Raw genomic sequence first — 16088 nt, forward strand, 5'->3', positions numbered from 1 at the left:
GGGCGCGGGCGCCGGACGGCCCCGCGCCCGCCGGACGGCCCCGCGCCCGCCCGCGGTTCGGACGACTACCTGCCGTGGAAGCCCCCGGGGCCCGCCGGGCCTGCCGGACCCACCGGGCCTGCCGGACCCGCCGCGGCGGTACGGCGCCGGCCCGTCCGGCTGATCAGAACGGCACCGATGACCATCAGCAGTCCGACGCCCCCCACCGAGGAGCCGATCACCAGCGCCGTCGTCTCCATCGGCGGGTGCTGGGTGGGTTGCACGCCGTTCGGCGGGGTCAGGAACTTCTTGCCCTTGTACGCGCTGGCGGCCGCGCCGTCGGCGGGCGGATCGGACGCGGCGCGTACGGCCGCGGCCGCGTCGATCACTCCGTGGCCCACTCTCGGGTCGTAGCCGCCCGGCGGGTGGTGGGCCGTCTCGGTGAGGACGGCGCGGACCTGGGCGGGCTTGAGCCCGTGGTCCTTGCCGAGCATCAGTGCCACCACACCGGAGGTGAGCGCCGCCGCGGGGGAGGTGCCGTTGACAGGCGCGTAGCCGCCGGTGTTCTTGGCGCTGACGATGCCCACCCCGGGTGCCGCGACGCTGTTGTACGTCCGGACCGTGGAGAAGTCGGCCCGGCTGCCGGACTGGGCGACAGCGGCCACCGCGATCACGCCCGGGTAGCCGGCCGGGTAGGACGACTCGTTGAAGATGTCGCCGTCGTTGCCCGCCGAGGCCACCACGGTCACACCCTTGTAGGCGGCGTGCGCCAGTGCCTTGGTCTCCTCCTCGTCGAACGAGGACCCGAAGGTGTCGCCGCCCAGCGACATGGAGATGACATCGGCGCCGTGGTCGACCGCGTAGGTGATGCCCTGCGCGACCGGGCTGGGGCCGGTCTTCCAGTCGTCGGCGTCGTGCTCCTTCTTGTCGTCGATCACCCGCACCGACAGGATGTCCGCCTTCGGGGCGACCTTGAGTACGTCGGAGGCCATGGCCGTGCCGTGGCCTCCCCAGCGCGGATCGCCGGAGTGGAGTCCGTCCTTGAGGAAGTCGGGTCCGGTGGTGACCTTGCCGGCCAGGGCCGGGTGGTCCTCCTCGACGCCGCTGTCCAGCACGGCGACCGTCACGCCGTCGCCCTGCGTGGTGCGCTGGGCCGAGGACAGCCCGAGCGCCCCCGCTTCCCAACTGGCAGGGGTGTCGGCCCGGGCGGGGGCCGCGGTGACCGCGCACAGCAGTGCGCCGAGTCCGGCAGCGGCGATCGCGGTGCCGATGCGCCGACGCGTCATGACGTCTCCTCCAGCAGCAGGTCTGCGAGGTGCAGATCCAGGTCGTGGGCGAGTGTCTGGGCCGCTTCCCGCCAGGGCATCCGGTCCGACTTGGCGTCGAGTTCGGTGCGGCCCCACTGCCCGGGCAGCCGGCCCGCCTTGCGGCCGTCCGCCGACCCGGCCGAGGCCGCGAGGGCGTACGGCAGGTGCAGACCGGTGGCCTGCACCCCGTCCGAGCCGTTGCGCCGGGAGTCCTTCCAGTCGGCCGCCACGGTGTCGGGCACCGGGAGCGCCTTGACCCCGTGGCTCTCGGTGCGCTTGTCCTTCTCGGCGTCGAAGAAGGTGCCCATCCCCTCCTCGGGGTCCGCGGCCTCGGGCAGGACGATCAGCGCCACGGTCGCGACGACGTTGCCCGTCGGGTCCGCGTAGGTGGCGCGCAGTACCGCCTTGCAGCCGCGCTTCTCGGCCTCGTCCGCCAGCGTTCCGGTCAGCGCGTCGGCGCAGCCGGTCTTCTCGGATATGCCCAGCCGGTGCCATTCGGCGCTCTTCGGGTCGTCCGCTCCCGACTGCGCGTCCGTCCTCGGCCCCAGCGTCTTGGGGAAGAGCTTGTCCACCCGCTCGTTGCGCCACATGACCGGCCCGTAGCCGCTGCGGTTGGCGACGTCCTGCTGCGCGTTGGAGACGGTGTGCGCCGCCAGTGCGCCGCCCGCGAGGAGTGCCAGGGCGCCGACGACGCCGAGGAACGCGGTGAGGCAGGTGCGCCCGGTGTTCTTCTTGGGCGGCGGCAGCGGCATGCCCGGCTGCATCCCGCCCCCGGGCATCCCCGTCGGCGGCATGCCCGACTGCGGCATGCCCGGTTGCGGTCCCGGTGCCCCCTGCGGCCCCGGAACTCCCTGCGGGGCAGGGCCGCCGTGCGGAGGGCTGCCCTGCCCCGGAGGTATGCCGGGCGGACCGGGCATGCCGGGCGGAGGCCCGGGAGGCATCGCGGGCGGCGGGCCCGGCTGTCGCCCGTAGCCCCCGGCGCTGCCTGGGGGCTCGGGTGGGCTCGGGTAGGACATGGCTCCCCTCCTCGGCGATCGGCACCCCTGAGCGCGGGTGCGGCGCGGCGGGGGGAGACGTCTGCGCTCGCTGATTTAACGCGCGTGCCCCCGCGTTTGCGTAGCAGACCCTATCGGCCGATCCCGGGCCGGAAGCTCCGTCCCCGGTCTCGGCTGTGTCACAGAACCGCAGGTCAGAACAGTTCAGGACATACCTGGCCGGGGCCGCTGGGCGGGGCTGCCCGGTGCCTGCCGGCCTCTCTCCGGCGGCCCGGCCCACGAGGCTCAGACGGGCTGGAGCGCCTCCGCGGTGCTGTCCTCGCGGGCGGTTGCCGGAGCCTGCTCGTCCTCGGGGACGGCGATGACCCAGCGGGTCTGCCGGCGCGGGCGCAGATAACACGCCCAGTAGGCGACCGCGACGAGGACGATGCCCCCGGTGACGGCGAGGCTCTCCGGGCTCTGCCGGAACAGGACCCAGAGCAGCACTGCCATCAGCAGTGCGGGGAGCACCGGCCACAGCGGCATGCGCCAGGCGGCCCGGTGCTTGAACTCCGCGCGCCGGGCCGCGAGAGCGCCGAGCGCGACGAAGATGTACATGCCGGCCACCGCGACGCCGGTGACCTCGCTCAGCATGTCCAGGTCGACGAAGCACAGCAGCGCGCCCGGTACCCCGACCGCGAGCGTGGCCACCCAGGGGGAGCCGAAGCGCCTGCCGAGCCGGGAGAAGGCGCGGTTGACCGGTGCGGGCCAGGCGGAGTCCCGGGCGGAGGCGAAGACCACCCGCGAGTTCTGGATGACCATGACGATGGCGGCATTGACGATCGCCAGCGCGATGCACAGGCTGATGAACGTCCCGACGGCCGAATTGCTCCAGCCCTGGACCATGCCCGCGATGTCGCCGCCGGCGAGGGCGTGCAGATCCGGTGCGCCCAGGGTGATGGCGACGACCGGGACGATGACCACCGCGAACCCGAGGGCGAGGGTCCACAGCACGGTGCGGGCCACGGTGCGCCGGGGGTTCTCCATCTCCTCGGCCAGGTACACGGCGGTCGAGAAGCCCTGCAGGATGAAGAGCGCGGTGGCGAGCCCGGCGACGATCAGCCCGGCCGTGACCGGCGTGGTGTGGCCCTGCCCGCCGTCCATGACCGGGTGCACCAGTACCGAGGCGGAGCGCCGGGTGTGGGTGAAGCCCAGCACGGCGACGACGGCGGCGCCCACCACCTCCAGGGCGAGGAAGATGCCGGTGATCCAGGCGTTGGCCCGCAGGTCCAGCAGGCCCATGGCGGTGGACAGCAGCATCACGGCGGCCGCGGCGAACCGCGGATCCAGGTGCACGAGGGGTGCGAGGTAGTCCGCGGTGCCCAGCGCGATGATCGGCGGCACGATCATGACGACGATCAGCGACAGGACGAACACCAGCCAGCCCGCCAGTCTGCCCAGCAGGGTGCCGACCATCGCGTACTCGCCGCCCGAACTGGGGATCAGGGTGCCCAGTTCGGAGTAGGTGAAGGCGACGCCGACGCACAGCAGGGCGGCGACGGTGAGGGCGAGCGCGGTCCCGGTGCCCAGCGTGCCGAACGAGTCCGGCACGATCACGAACAGGGACGAGGCCGGGGTCAGACAGGACAGGGTGAGCAGCGTGCCGCCCACGACGCCGATGGAGCGGGTGAGCCGGGGCCTGCTGTTCGCTTCGCGCGTGTCGGTCATGCGGTTCCGTTCGTACTGTGCGTACTGGGCGGGGTGCGGTATCGCCTCCGGTGGCGCACCGAGCGGCGGTGCGGAATGTGCGGGTGCCGGAACGCGTCCGGTCGCCGCATACAAGCCCCTGCGGCAACCGGAGTCAATACCTCCACTCAACGGAATCCGTTGCTCACGCGGCATTTTCCGGGCTTTTGCTGCTGTCGGATGTGGCATGCACAGCCGATTCCGGTGCACAAGGAAACCGCAGCGACGATTCCCGAATTTCCTCGCTCCGCGCCCCCTCACAGCCTGCGCCGTCTCACGATGCGGTCGGCAGGCTCGATGGGCGCGGCTTCCGGGCCGGGCGCACGCCGAGGTGCCGGCACTGCGCAGCCCCAGCCGACGGCGCACCGCGGGAGCCCCGGGAGGCACACCAGGAACCGTGACCCCGAGGGGGCCGCGCGGGCGAGGCGCGGTCAGCGAGAGGCGGAGGGACAGCCCGGCGCGAAGTCGTGGGGGCGTCCCCGCGAGGCCCCAGGGGCAGTCCTGCGGGAGGGGAAGGCTGGAGGGGAAGATTGGAGGGGAAAGGGGACAGTCAGTCCGCGCGCGGCAGGCCGAATGCCTCCACGATCCGCTGCGCAGCCAGCGTCGCGGTCAGCCCGCCCTCGCGGACCTGCTCCTCCAGCAGCGGTGCCAGCCGCCGCACCTCCGGGTGCTGTTCGAGACGGCTGAGCAGATCGTCGCGGACCATCGACCACACCCACTCGACCTGCTGGTCACGGCGCTTGGCGGCCAGCTCACCGGTCGACTCCAGCAGCGCACGGTGCCGCTCCAGCCGCTCCCACACCTCGGCCAGCCCGGTGCCCTCACGGCCGCTGCAGGTGAGGACCGGCGCGGTCCAGGCCGCGTCGGACGGCCTCATCAGCCGCAGCGCACCCGCCAGTTCGCGGGCCGCCGAGCGGGCGTCCCGCTCGTGCGGGCCGTCCGCCTTGTTGACGGCCAGCACGTCGGCGATCTCCAGGACGCCCTTCTTGATGCCCTGGAGCTGGTCGCCGGTGCGGGCCAGGGACAGCAACAGGAAGGAGTCCACCATCTGCGCGACCGTCGCCTCCGACTGGCCGACGCCCACCGTCTCCACCAGCACGACGTCGTAGCCGGCGGCCTCCATCACCAGCATCGTCTCGCGGGTGGCTTTGGCGACCCCGCCCAGCGTCCCCGCGGTGGGGGAGGGCCGCACGAAGGCGTCGGGGTCGACCGCGAGGCGTTCCATCCGGGTCTTGTCGCCCAGGATGGAACCGCCCGTGCGGGTGGAGGAGGGGTCCACCGCCAGCACTGCCACCCGGTGGCCGCGCTCGGTCAGCAACGTGCCCAGCGCGTCGATGAAGGTCGACTTGCCGACCCCGGGCACCCCGCTGATCCCCACCCGCCGGGCGCCGCCCGCGTGCGGCAGCAGCACCGTCAGCAACTGCTGGGCCAACTCCCGGTGGTCGGCCCGGCGCGACTCCACCAGCGTGATCGCCCGGGCGATGTACGCGCGGGAGCCCGCCAGCACGCCCTCGGCATAGCTGTCGATGTCGATCGCCTGGGGCATCCGCTCAGCCCTCACGGCCCTCGGCTGCGTCCCGGCCCGGTTCGCTCCCGCCCGGTTCGCCCTCGCCCGGCGCCGCGGGGTGGCCCAGCTCCGCGGCCAGCTTGCGCACCAGGTCGTAGGCCGCGTCCGGGATGACCGTGCCGGGCGGGAAGACGGCCGTCGCACCCGCCTCGTGCAGCGCCGCCACGTCCGCGGGCGGGATCACGCCGCCGACGACGATCATGATGTCGTCCCGTCCCGCCGCCGCGAGTTCCTCGCGCAGCGCCGGGACCAGGGTCAGGTGACCGGCCGCCAGCGAGGAGACGCCCACGATGTGCGCGTCCGCCTCGACCGCCTGCCGCGCCACCTCCGCCGGAGTCTGGAAGAGCGGGCCGACGTCGACGTCGAACCCCAGGTCGGCGAAGGCGGTGGCGATCACCTTCTGCCCGCGGTCGTGGCCGTCCTGCCCCATCTTCGCCACCAGCAGCCGCGGCCTGCGGCCCTCCGCCTCCTCGAAGGCGTCCACCAGCTCACGGGTGCGGGTCAGGGACGACGACACTCCGGCCTCCTCTCGGTACACACCGGAGATCGTACGGATCTGGCCCGCGTGCCGCCCGTACACCTTCTCCAACGCGTCCGAGATCTCCCCGACGGTGGCCATGGCCCGCGCCGCGTCCACCGCGAGCGCCAGCAGATTGTTCTCCAGGCCCGGCCCCGAAGCGGCCCCGGCCGCCCGGGTGAGTGCCTCCAGCGCCGCGCCGCAGGCCGCCTCGTCCCGTTCGGCGCGCAGCCGCCGCAGCTTCTCGACCTGCTGGGCCCGCACCGCCGAGTTGTCGACCTTCAGCACGTCGATCTGCTCGTCGTCGACCGCCCGGTACTTGTTGACCCCGATCACCGGCTGCCGGCCGGAGTCGATCCGGGCCTGGGTGCGTGCCGCCGCCTCCTCGACGCGCAGCTTGGGGATGCCCGCGTCGATGGCCTTGGCCATCCCGCCCGCGGCCTCGACCTCCTCGATGTGCTGCCAGGCCCGGCGCGCCAGATCGTGGGTGAGCCGTTCCACGTAGGCGCTGCCGCCCCACGGGTCGATCACCCGGCAGGTGCCCGACTCCTGCTGCAGCAGGAGCTGCGTGTTGCGGGCGATCCGCGCGGAGAAGTCCGTCGGCAGCGCCAGCGCCTCGTCCAGCGCGTTGGTGTGCAGCGACTGGGTGTGCCCCTGGGTCGCCGCCATCGCCTCGACACAGGTACGGGTGACGTTGTTGAACACGTCCTGCGCCGTCAGCGACCAGCCGGAGGTCTGCGAGTGGGTGCGCAGCGAGAGCGACTTGGGGTTCTGCGGAGCGAACCGCGAGACCAGCTTCGCCCACAGCAGCCGCGCCGCGCGCAGCTTGGCGACCTCCATGAAGAAGTTCATGCCGATCGCCCAGAAGAAGGACAGCCGCGGTGCGAACGCGTCCACGTCCATCCCCGCGGCCCTCCCGGCGCGCAGGTACTCCACCCCGTCCGCCAGGGTGTAGGCCAGCTCCAGATCCGCCGTCGCCCCGGCCTCCTGGATGTGGTAGCCGGAGATGGAGATGGAGTTGTACCGCGGCATCTTCTGCGAGGTGTACGCGAAGATGTCGGAGATGATCCGCATGGAGGGCTGCGGCGGGTAGATGTAGGTGTTGCGGACCATGAACTCCTTGAGGATGTCGTTCTGGATGGTCCCCGCCAGCTTCTCCGGCGGCACACCCTGCTCCTCGGCCGCGACGATGTAGAGCGCCAGCACCGGCAGCACCGCGCCGTTCATCGTCATCGAGACCGTCATCCGGTCCAGCGGGATGCCGTCGAAGAGCTGCCGCATGTCGTAGAGCGAGTCGATCGCCACGCCCGCCATCCCGACATCGCCCGTCACCCGCGGGTGGTCGCTGTCGTAGCCCCGGTGGGTGGGCAGGTCGAAGGCGACCGACAGGCCCTTCTGCCCGGCCGCCAGGTTGCGCCGGTAGAAGGCGTTGGACTCCTCCGCTGTGGAGAAGCCCGCGTACTGGCGAATCGTCCAGGGCTGGTTGACGTACATCGTCGGATACGGGCCCCGCAGATACGGCGCGATCCCCGGATAGGTCTCCAGGAAGTCGAGACCCCGCAGGTCCTCGTCCGTGTAGAGCGGCTTGACCGCGATGCCCTCGGGCGTGTTCCAGTCCAGCTCGGGGACCTCGCGCCCGGTCCGCTCCGCGACCGCCTCGCGCCACTGCCCGGCGGTGCCCTCGGAGGGCTCCGGGCCGTCCAGGCCGACGGTCGTGAAGTCGGGCACCGGGCTCGGCGTTCCCGCGTCCGGTCCTGTCGTCCGGCGGCTCATGCGTCGACCCCCATGCAGTCGAGAAGGGAGGTGAGAAGGGCGACGGCATCGCCGCCCGCGTGGACGAACCCGTCGACGCCGTACTCGGTGGAAGCGGCGTTCCCGGCTTCCCCGGGGCGGCCCGCCAGCAGCACCCGGGTGGCACCCGCCGCCCGGAGCGCGGCGGCCACGTCCGCCGCCTGTTCGGCGTAGAGCGCGTCGCTGGAGCACAGGCAGGCCACCGAGGCGCCGCTGCCCTCGAATGCCGCGGGCGCGCTCTGCGCGTCCACCGTCACCGGGTCGTGCACCGGCTCGATGCCCCCGGCGCGGGCGAGGTTGGCGACGAAGGAGACCCGCGCGGTGTGCACGGCGGCCGGGCCCAGCGCCGCCAGGAACAGCTTCGGGCGGGCACCGGTCGCCGCCAGGTGCGCGTCCGAGCGGGCCCGCAGCGCCTCGTACTGGTCGTCGCGGCGCACCCGCGGCAGCCCGCCGCCGGGCCGCTCGGGCGCCGGTTCGCGCTCCACGGGCCGCTCGTCCAGCAGCGGGAACTCGCTGACACCGGTGATCGGTTCGCTCCGGTGCGCCAGCGCCCGGCCGCGCTCCGCCCAGCCCTCGCGCAGCCGCGCCTCCACCAGCCCGTCGCGCAGCGCGGCCGCCATGCCGCCCGCGGCCTCGATCTCCTGGAACCAGGCCCAGGCCGCACGGGCCAACTCGTCGGTGAGCGCCTCCACGTACCAGGAGCCGCCCGCCGGGTCGATCACCCCGGCCAGATGGGACTCCTCCAGCAGGATCGTGGAGGTGTTGCGGGCGATCCGGCGGGCGAATCCGTCCGGCAGGCCGAGCGCGTCGTCGAACGGCAGCACCGTGACGGCGTCCGCGCCCCCCGCCCCGGCGGCCAGCGTGGCCACCGTCGTACGGAGCATGTTCACCCACGGGTCGCGCCGGGTCATCATCACCGCCGAGGTCACCGCGTGCTGTCGCTGGGCGCCCGCGCGGGCGGGGGCACCGCACGCCTGCACGACGCGCGACCACAGCCGGCGCGCCGCGCGCAGCGCCGCCATGCTGGTGAACTGGTCCGCCGTCGCGGCGTACCGGAACTCGAGCTGTGCGCAGGCAGCCTCCACCGGCATCCCGGCAGCCGTCATGTCCCGCAGGTAGGCCACTCCGGTCGCCAGCGCGCAACCCAGCTCCCGTGCGGGTGTGCCACCCGCCTCGTGGTACGGCAGCGTGTCCACCGCGTACGTGCGCAGCCCCGGCTCCCGCCGCCCGCACTCCTCCGCCAGCGCCGCGGCCTCGCGGCGCAGTTCCGGTACCGCCTCGTGCGCCCCGGTGCGAGCCGCGTACCCCAGCGGATCGGCCCCCAGCAGGCTCCCTTCGGCGGGCTCGGCGCCGTCCGTCAGACGCCCGCGCAGCCGCAGCAGTTCGGCGGCCGCCCGGCCGAAGTCGGCGCCCGCCTCCAGTACCACCGGCGCCAGATCGAGGTAGACGCCCTCCAGGGCGCGCCCCAGATCCTCGACCGGCAGCCCGCCCTCGCCCACCGTCAGCCAGACGGAGGTGACACCGTTCTCCAGGTCGCCGAGCACCGCCTCGCGGGTCCCCGCGGCGTCGGTACGCGCGTGCCGCTGCCGTACGTCCCAGCCGTGCGGGGCGTTGCCCTCGGCGCGGGCTCCCCTGGTGAACGGCGCGAACCCGGGGAATCCCCGCGGGCCGCCCGCCCCCTCCTTCGCGGCTTCCCCCGTGACTGCCCCCGTGTACAGGGGGCGTACGTCGATGCCGTCGGTGAGCGTCGTGGTGAGGGCGGACTCGGGCTCGGAGGCGTCCGGGACCGTCGCTCCCGTCTTGCGCAGAACCCCGGAGACGAGCTGCTGCCACTGCTCGTACGTGGCGTCCGGGAAGTCCTGCGCGAGGGAGAGCCCTTCTTCAGGCGGGACCGTCATGGCCGCAGATTAGGTGAGGTGACCGGCGAGTAGCAGCAACCCGCGGGTGTGACCTTGCACTCTCCCGCCGCGGGGGGCCTGCCTTCGCACGGTTTGCCGGACGTGCCACGGCTCCCGCCGACTCATCCGGTCCGTGCGGCGAGCTCCCGCCGGGCGAGTCGGTCGGCCCGGCGTGTCGTCTCCGGTTGGCGGTACGCGGGGGCCAGCCGGAGGACGAGGGCGCAGGCGTTGTCCAGGCTGATGCCGCTGCCCACGGAGACGAACACCGGCTTGACCCCGTCCTGGGTGCGCAGCGCGCGGCCGACCCGCTCGCCGTCCATGGTCAGCGGCGACCACGCCCCCCGCTCCCGGGCCGGAGCCTCGTGGTCGAAGACGAACGGGGTCTTGGCGACCCCGAAGCAGGGGAGGCCCGTCAGCACTCCCAGGTGCACGGCGAGCCCCGCGCGCCGGGGGTGTGCGATGCCGTAGCCGTCGCACACCACCACGTCCGGCTCCGGGCACCGGGACAGCCCGCGCAGCGCGGCGGCGACCGACGGCAGTTCGCGGAACGCCAGCAGTCCCGGGACGTACGGGAAGGAGGTGTGGCCCACATGCACCGACTCGTCCAGCACGGCCAACGACGCCGCGTCCAGCACGACGGCCGCGGCGACCAGGCTGCCGTCGTCGGCGTAGGCGACATCGACCCCGGCGACCGTCCGCACCTCGTCCGGACCGGGGCCGGGACCGACCAGGTCGGCCGCCTCGCGCAGCCGCTCCTGCGCCGCCACCGCCTCGGCCTCCGTGGTGGGCCACCCCTCCGGCCCCGCCGTCACCCCCCGGTGCTCTTCCGCCCCGACCGTCCCCACGTCACGCTCCCGTTCGTCCCGCCGTTCTCAGGCGCGCGGTGGCACAGTCCGCCGCGTCACTGCGCGCAGACGACATCGTGCAGTTCGATCGGATGCGAGTCCAGCGCGACGTAGGCGGTCGAGGTGCTCGCCGTCCCGTCCGCCCAGTAGGCGGTCACCGTGGCCCAGCCGAACCCCGCGGACTGCGCGGTGGTCACCGGGCCGACCTCGATGTCCAGCGGCGTGTTCTGCGCGCACAGGATGACGTCGCGTTCGGGGTGCTGCGCCTGCTTCCGCTTGAGGAGGTCGGAGACGAAGTGCTCCCGCTGCACGCGGTCCGGGCCGTGCGTCCCGTAGAACCAGGTCAGGAAGCGGTGGATCTCCGGGCCGGTGTGACGCCGCGCCGCGATGTGCCCGCTCCCGGCCTGCGCGCCGGCCGGGGGCTCGTACACCTGCGGGGTGGGACGTGCCGAGGCCGCCTGCGCACTCGGCGCTCCCTGTCCGGACGGCGCGGCCCAGGCGCTCGGTGCGGCCAGTGCCAGAAGTGCGGCACCGGTGGCGCACAGCGCGAGGACTCCGGCGCCACGGCCCCGGGCACGGCTCCTGCGGACGGCGGTACGGAACATGGGACACCTCTTCTTGTCGGGCGCTGTCCCGGAGGGACTCGGTGACCGCATCGTCCGCCCTCCCGGATGCGCGCGGCGTGGGGACGCCGCAACCCGCCCCCGCAAACCCTCCTTCCGGGTGACGGCGGGCCCTGCCCTCGGCACGCACCGGTGCGCTGGGGGAGCCCGGCCGGGTTCCGCCGCGCGCGAGGCGGTGAGCGGGACGGCGCGGCAGCGCGTAGCCTGCACTCCCACCGATCCGGCCAGGAGGGAGTGCGGAATGGGGGCCGAAGCGCGGTCGGACCGGTTCCTGCGCTCGGTGGATCTCGCGCGCGTCGCCGGGATCTCCACGCAGCAGGTGCGCAACTACGAAGCCGCGGGCGTCCTGCCGCCCGCCTCGCGCACCGACTCCGGCTACCGGGTCTTCACCCCGCGCCACCGGGCCGCACTCCTCACCTTCCGCGGACTGGCGAAGGGCTACGGCCCCGGTCCGGCCCGGAGCATGCTGCATGCCGTGCACGAGGGCGACGTACCGGCCGCTCTGGCGCTGGTGAACGAGTGCCATGCCACCCTCCACGAGCAGCGCCGTTCGCTCCGGGCGGCGAGCGAGGCGCTGACGGCCACGGCGGAGCGGGCGCCCGAGGAGACGACTGCGGCCCGCGGGGTGCTGCGCATCGGCGAACTGGCGCACCAGCTCGGCCTGCGTCCCTCCGCGCTGCGGGTGTGGGAAGCAGCCGGGCTGCTGACCCCGCACCGCGAACCGGGCACCGGGTACCGGGGATTCGGCCCCCCGGAGATCCGCGACGCGCGCCTGATCGCCCTGCTCAGGCAGAGCCGCTACCCGTTGCCGCAGATCCGCACCGTCCTGGACGGCCTGCGCGAGACCGGCGGCACCGAAGAGCTGCGGGCCGCGCTCGCCCGCCGCGACGCGGAGCTGACCGCCCGTACCGCGGCCATGCTGGAGGGCGCCGGACTGCTGCACACATACCTGCGTGACCACGCCTCCGGCGAGGCCGCCACCGCCGGGCCCGGGGACGGCGACCGCTCCGGGAGCGGTCCGGACCGTGCGGGCGCGGGCGGCTCCGGGGACGCAGGGGCTCCTGCGCACGAGGGGTGACGCACCTCCGGTACGCCCGGCCCCGGCCCGGCGGACCGGCCGCCGAAGGGCCGGTCCGCCAGAGCCGCCGGCCCCGCCGGCCACGGGCAGACCGGGTGGGACAGGGGGGCGGCGAGCATGCGGACACAGGCCGGCACCGGGCCCGGTCCCGGCGCGCCGCTCCGCCTCCCGGCCGGGCCCGCTGCTCGCGCGGGCCGCTGTCCGGGCGTGCGGTTCCCTCAGCCGGCGCCCCGCTCCAGGACGCGGGACTCCTCCAGCTCCGCCTCCGAGAGGAACGCGGACAGTGCGGCGGCGGTGTCGACGCCCGCCGGGGTGCCGGTCGCCTCGTCGGCGGCCAGCAGGAAGTATCCCGGCATGGGCGCGTTCTCGACCTCGCGGGCCAACCCCGCCAGAGTGCCGTCCGAGAGCCGGAAGACGAAGGTGTTCCAGGGGCCGAGGTCGTCCCAGGTGATCTCGGGTTCCCCCCAGCGCCGGACGGCCTCCTCCGTGGTCAGGTCGAGATACGCGAGTTGCACGTTCCGGCGCAGCAGCGAAGCGTCGACGCGCTCCATCGTCATCTCACCTCCGTGACGAAGACCGGGATGCGGGCGAAGTCCTCGCCTTCGTGGAATACGTGGCCCACGCCTGGACCGCCCAGGTCCCAGGTGGAGTAGCCGGTCATGTGGGATGTTCCGGTCGGCTTCACCGAAGTGTAGAACTCGAAGCTGCCGGGCTTCGCGTCCGGCGGGAGCGGGCCGTTGTGCGACTGCACTGCTTCCACCTGGGCGGTACGCGGGGTCCGTCCCCACAACTCCCCGCTGTCCACCACCTGCTGCGCCACGTCGGCGGTCTGCGTGGGAGACCCCTTCCGGTGGAAGGGGCCGTACAGGGTGGCGGGTTCGCCGATGTCCGGTCGGCCCGGTGGCAGCGCCAGAGGCTCCTTGGGCGGTTCGGGGGCGGAGGGGGTCTCGTGCCCGCCTCTGCCGAAGAGGCTCTTGAACCGGTCCTTCAGACTCGGCCCGCATCGGGGGGCGAGCCCCAGGACATCGGTGGCGGCATGGGGGTTGTGGACGTAGGCGGCCGGGTTGGGAGCGGGTGCGAGGCCCAGCGGGTCGGGGCTCGTGTAGCGGGCGGTCTCCGGGTCGTAGTGACGGAAGTAGTTGTAGTGCAGACCCGTCTCCGGGTCGTGGTACTGGCCGGGGAAGCGGAGGGGGGTGTAGGCGGTGCTCTCGGCGTGCCAGCCGGTCGTCCCCCACAGCGTGGCGCGGCTGCGCCAGGCGATCTCTCCGGCCTCGTCGACGAGCTCCGTGGGGGTGCCCACCAGGTCCGTGACGATGGCGAAGAAGCGGGCGTCGATCTCGCGCTGGGTGGCCTCTTCCGTGCGGCGCTCGGTCTGGCTGAGCGGAGTGGCGCCGTCGTGGTCCCAGGTGAGGGTCACAGGATAGGGGAGCTGCGCACCTGTCGTGGTCTGCTCGACGAGAACGGACCCCGCCCAGGTGAAGACCGTGCTCTCCAGCACCGTCTCCCCGTCGGCCGCCATCCGGTGCTTCTCCGTACGACGGCCCAGCGGATCGTACAGATAGCGCCACACCGCGCCGTCCGGGGTGGTGACCTCGGTGAGCAGGTCCTCTGCGTCCCAGGTGTAGCGCCAGGTGTCGGGCTTCCTCGACAGCCGGGTCTTCTGCCGCAGGGTGAGCCGCCCCGCGGCGTCGTACGCGTAGCGGACCTGGCCCGCGCTGATCACCCGGGTCCCGGCATAGGCACGGTCACCGGCTGCCTCCGGGGCGTGCTGGGCGGGCCAGGCGGCGTGAGTGAGGTTTCCGGCCTCGTCGTAGGCGTAGCGCTCGCTCCAGTCGGGCGCCTCGACCGCGGTGACGCGCCCGGTGGCGTCGAGGTCGAAGGTGCTGCAGCCCGCCATGAGGTCGTCGATGCTCGTCAGGTGGCCGTCGGCCCGATAGGTGTAGTCGCGCTGCTGTAGGGTTCCGGATCCGGCGAGGTCCAGCGCCTGCCGCGTCATCCGCCCGGCCGGGTCCCACCCCCGGGTCAGAGTGAGGCCCGCGTCGCCGATCCGGCGCTCCGTCTCGCGGCCCATGGCATCGTGCCTGAACCCGATGGTGTGGTCGCCGACGGTCAGCGAAGTGCGGCTGCCCGCCGCGTCGTAGGTGCTGGTGGAGACCGCGCCGGTCGGGGTGGTGCGGCGGACGGGCCGCCCCAGCGCATCGTAGGTGTGCGACACCGTGCGGCCGTTGACGAGTTCCGCCTGGACGCGGCCCAGCTTGTCCCGCTTGTAGCGCACCTCGGCGTCCGGTCCGACCGCCTCCAGCATCCGGCCCGCCCTGTCGTAGGCGTAGGTCGTGACCCTGCCTGCCGCGTCCTTGCGCACCATACGGTCCAGGAGGTCGTACTCGTAGCCGATCCGGTCGCCCGCCGGGGTGCTCTGCGCCGCCAGTCGACCGGCCGCGTCGTGCTCGTAGCGCCGAGTGCGGTCGTCGAAGTCCGTCTCCGCGACCAGGCGGCCCGCGAGGTCGTAGGTGTAGTCCCAGTTCAGTCCCCGCGGGGCGGCGACCCGGGTCATGCGCAGCCCGGTGTCGTAGGTGAACTCGTACCGCACTCCGTCCGGTCCGGTACGCGCGGTCAGGAGGTCGAAGTCGCCGTACTCGTAGAGCGACTCGGCGCCTGCCGGGCTCACATGGCGGGTGCAGTTGCCCTCGCCGTCCCACTCCCAGCGCTCCGTCGTACCGTCCGGTCCGGTGCGTCGCACGGGGCGGCCCTCGACGGTCCAATCCAGTTCGGTGCGGGCGCCCATGGGGTCGGTCACCCGCACGGGACGGCCGAAGGGGTCGCGCTCGTACCGGGTCACGCCGCCCAACTGGTCGGTGGTCTCCACCGGGAGTCCGGCCGGGTCGCAGACCACGTGAACGGTTCCGCCGAGTGCGTCGGTGACGGAGGCGAGACGGCCGCGGCTGTCGTAGGCGTAGCGGGTGGTGTGGCCCGCCGGGTCCGTCCGGGAGACGAGCTTCCCGTGGCCGTCCCACTCCTGGTGCCAGACCGCGCCGTCGGGCTCCGTCGTGGTGACCGGAAGCCCCAGGCCGTCGCGGGTGACGGTGCTCCGTGAGCCGTCGGGCCGGGTGACCGACGTCAGGCGCCCCGCCGCGTCGTAGGAGAGCCTCGTCGTGCGGCCCAGCGCGTCGGTGTGGGCGAGGGGGCGGTTGTGCCGGTCCCGCTCGATACGGGTGCGATTGCCCAGCGGGTCGATCTGGCCTACGGACAGTCCGCGGTCGTCGAACAGATGCCGGGTCGTCCCGCCGTCGGGGGTCGTCACGGTGGTGACGCGGTGGCCGGTGGTCTCGTCGAGGCCGTCGTGGTCGATGCGGATCTGCATGTGGCCCGCTGTGCCGCCTTCGGCGATGACGCGGTGGAGGTTGTCGTAGACGTAGTCGTAGCGGCGGTCGTTGGTGTCGGTCCAGGACACCACGCGCTGTTCGTCGTCGTACTCGAAGCGCAGTGGCAGTCCGGAGGAGCCTGTGACGTCGGTCAGGTTGCCGTCGGTGTAGGCGTAGCGCAGCACCGTCGTGTCGGCGTCGGCCCCGGCGAGGGACAGCGCGGTCACGCGGTCGTCCTCGACCGTCAGCCGCACGGTGTAGCCGCCGCTGTGGACGAGGCGCAGGGGTGCGCCGGTCTGTTCGTCGTACTCGAAGGTGATGCTGTTGCTGTTGCGGTCGGTGATCTGCTCGATCCGGGCCGCGCCGTCCTCCGACGTGCCCCCTTGCGGCGGGGCGAAGTG

11 protein-coding genes are annotated in these 16088 nt (G+C 73.5%); 1 reads left to right on the plus strand and 10 read right to left on the minus strand.

All coding sequences use genetic code 11. The features are described 5' to 3' along the window. Positions 1-65 precede the first annotated feature (65 nt). From BMX65_RS12420 to BMX65_RS12455, 8 genes are all read right to left on the minus strand, one after another. The gene (locus BMX65_RS12420) at positions 66-1265 is read right to left on the minus strand and encodes a S8 family peptidase (protein WP_075000251.1); all 1200 of its coding nucleotides are present in this window, start codon (positions 1263-1265) and stop codon (positions 66-68) included. Then, positions 1262-2095: a hypothetical protein gene (locus tag BMX65_RS12425; RefSeq protein ID WP_239501993.1), complete on the minus strand. Its 834-nt coding sequence runs from the start codon at positions 2093-2095 to the stop codon at positions 1262-1264. Before BMX65_RS12425 ends, BMX65_RS12420 begins: the two co-directional genes overlap by 4 nt. A gap of 471 nt (positions 2096-2566) precedes the next feature. Beyond that, the gene (locus BMX65_RS12430) at positions 2567-3988 is read right to left on the minus strand and encodes an APC family permease (RefSeq protein WP_075000252.1); all 1422 of its coding nucleotides are present in this window, start codon (positions 3986-3988) and stop codon (positions 2567-2569) included. Between the two features lie 568 nt (positions 3989-4556). Continuing rightward, positions 4557-5552: a methylmalonyl Co-A mutase-associated GTPase MeaB gene (gene meaB, locus BMX65_RS12435; protein ID WP_075000253.1), complete on the minus strand. Its 996-nt coding sequence runs from the start codon at positions 5550-5552 to the stop codon at positions 4557-4559. 4 nt (positions 5553-5556) lie between these two features. Then, positions 5557-7863 carry a methylmalonyl-CoA mutase gene (gene scpA / locus BMX65_RS12440; protein WP_107437467.1) on the minus strand — a complete coding sequence of 769 codons (2307 nt, stop codon included), beginning with the start codon at positions 7861-7863 and terminating at the stop codon, positions 5557-5559. Then, entirely contained in the window at positions 7860-9779 is a 1920-nt protein-coding gene (locus tag BMX65_RS12445) for a methylmalonyl-CoA mutase family protein (RefSeq protein WP_075000255.1), read from the minus strand. Before BMX65_RS12445 ends, scpA begins: the two co-directional genes overlap by 4 nt. 122 nt (positions 9780-9901) lie before the next feature. Then, positions 9902-10624, minus strand: coding sequence for an endonuclease V (locus BMX65_RS12450; RefSeq protein ID WP_075000256.1), 723 nt, complete (start codon positions 10622-10624; stop codon positions 9902-9904). 56 nt (positions 10625-10680) lie between these two features. Then, positions 10681-11229 carry a hypothetical protein gene (locus BMX65_RS12455; protein ID WP_177214247.1) on the minus strand — a complete coding sequence of 183 codons (549 nt, stop codon included), beginning with the start codon at positions 11227-11229 and terminating at the stop codon, positions 10681-10683. A gap of 259 nt (positions 11230-11488) precedes the next feature. Between BMX65_RS12455 and BMX65_RS12460 the strand changes: the two genes are divergently transcribed. Then, positions 11489-12325, plus strand: coding sequence for a MerR family transcriptional regulator (locus tag BMX65_RS12460; protein WP_075000257.1), 837 nt, complete (start codon positions 11489-11491; stop codon positions 12323-12325). A 218-nt stretch (positions 12326-12543) separates the two neighbouring features. On the opposite strand, the gene BMX65_RS12465 is transcribed toward BMX65_RS12460, so the two are convergent. Continuing rightward, positions 12544-12882, minus strand: coding sequence for a hypothetical protein (locus BMX65_RS12465; protein WP_239501992.1), 339 nt, complete (start codon positions 12880-12882; stop codon positions 12544-12546). Beyond that, on the minus strand, positions 12879-16088 hold a 3210-nt coding region (locus BMX65_RS12470; RefSeq protein WP_107437468.1), incomplete at its 5' end, for an RHS repeat-associated core domain-containing protein. The genes BMX65_RS12470 and BMX65_RS12465, both read right to left, overlap by 4 nt.

The organism is Streptomyces qinglanensis, assembly GCF_900111245.1.
Lineage (GTDB): Bacteria > Actinomycetota > Actinomycetes > Streptomycetales > Streptomycetaceae > Streptomyces > Streptomyces qinglanensis.

What these genes read in the sequence shown, in the direction of transcription:
- BMX65_RS12420 (WP_075000251.1), bottom strand. Translation starts at nt 1,265, where the DNA reads ATGACGCGTCGGCGCATCGGCACCGCGATCGCCGCTGCCGGACTCGGC.
- BMX65_RS12445 (WP_075000255.1), bottom strand. Translation starts at nt 9,779, where the DNA reads ATGACGGTCCCGCCTGAAGAAGGGCTCTCCCTCGCGCAGGACTTCCCG.
- meaB (WP_075000253.1), bottom strand. Translation starts at nt 5,552, where the DNA reads ATGCCCCAGGCGATCGACATCGACAGCTATGCCGAGGGCGTGCTGGCG.
- BMX65_RS12430 (WP_075000252.1), bottom strand. Translation starts at nt 3,988, where the DNA reads ATGACCGACACGCGCGAAGCGAACAGCAGGCCCCGGCTCACCCGCTCC.
- BMX65_RS12455 (WP_177214247.1), bottom strand. Translation starts at nt 11,229, where the DNA reads ATGTTCCGTACCGCCGTCCGCAGGAGCCGTGCCCGGGGCCGTGGCGCC.
- scpA (WP_107437467.1), bottom strand. Translation starts at nt 7,863, where the DNA reads ATGAGCCGCCGGACGACAGGACCGGACGCGGGAACGCCGAGCCCGGTG.
- BMX65_RS12460 (WP_075000257.1), top strand. Translation starts at nt 11,489, where the DNA reads ATGGGGGCCGAAGCGCGGTCGGACCGGTTCCTGCGCTCGGTGGATCTC.
- BMX65_RS12465 (WP_239501992.1), bottom strand. Translation starts at nt 12,882, where the DNA reads ATGACGATGGAGCGCGTCGACGCTTCGCTGCTGCGCCGGAACGTGCAA.
- BMX65_RS12425 (WP_239501993.1), bottom strand. Translation starts at nt 2,095, where the DNA reads ATGCCGCAGTCGGGCATGCCGCCGACGGGGATGCCCGGGGGCGGGATG.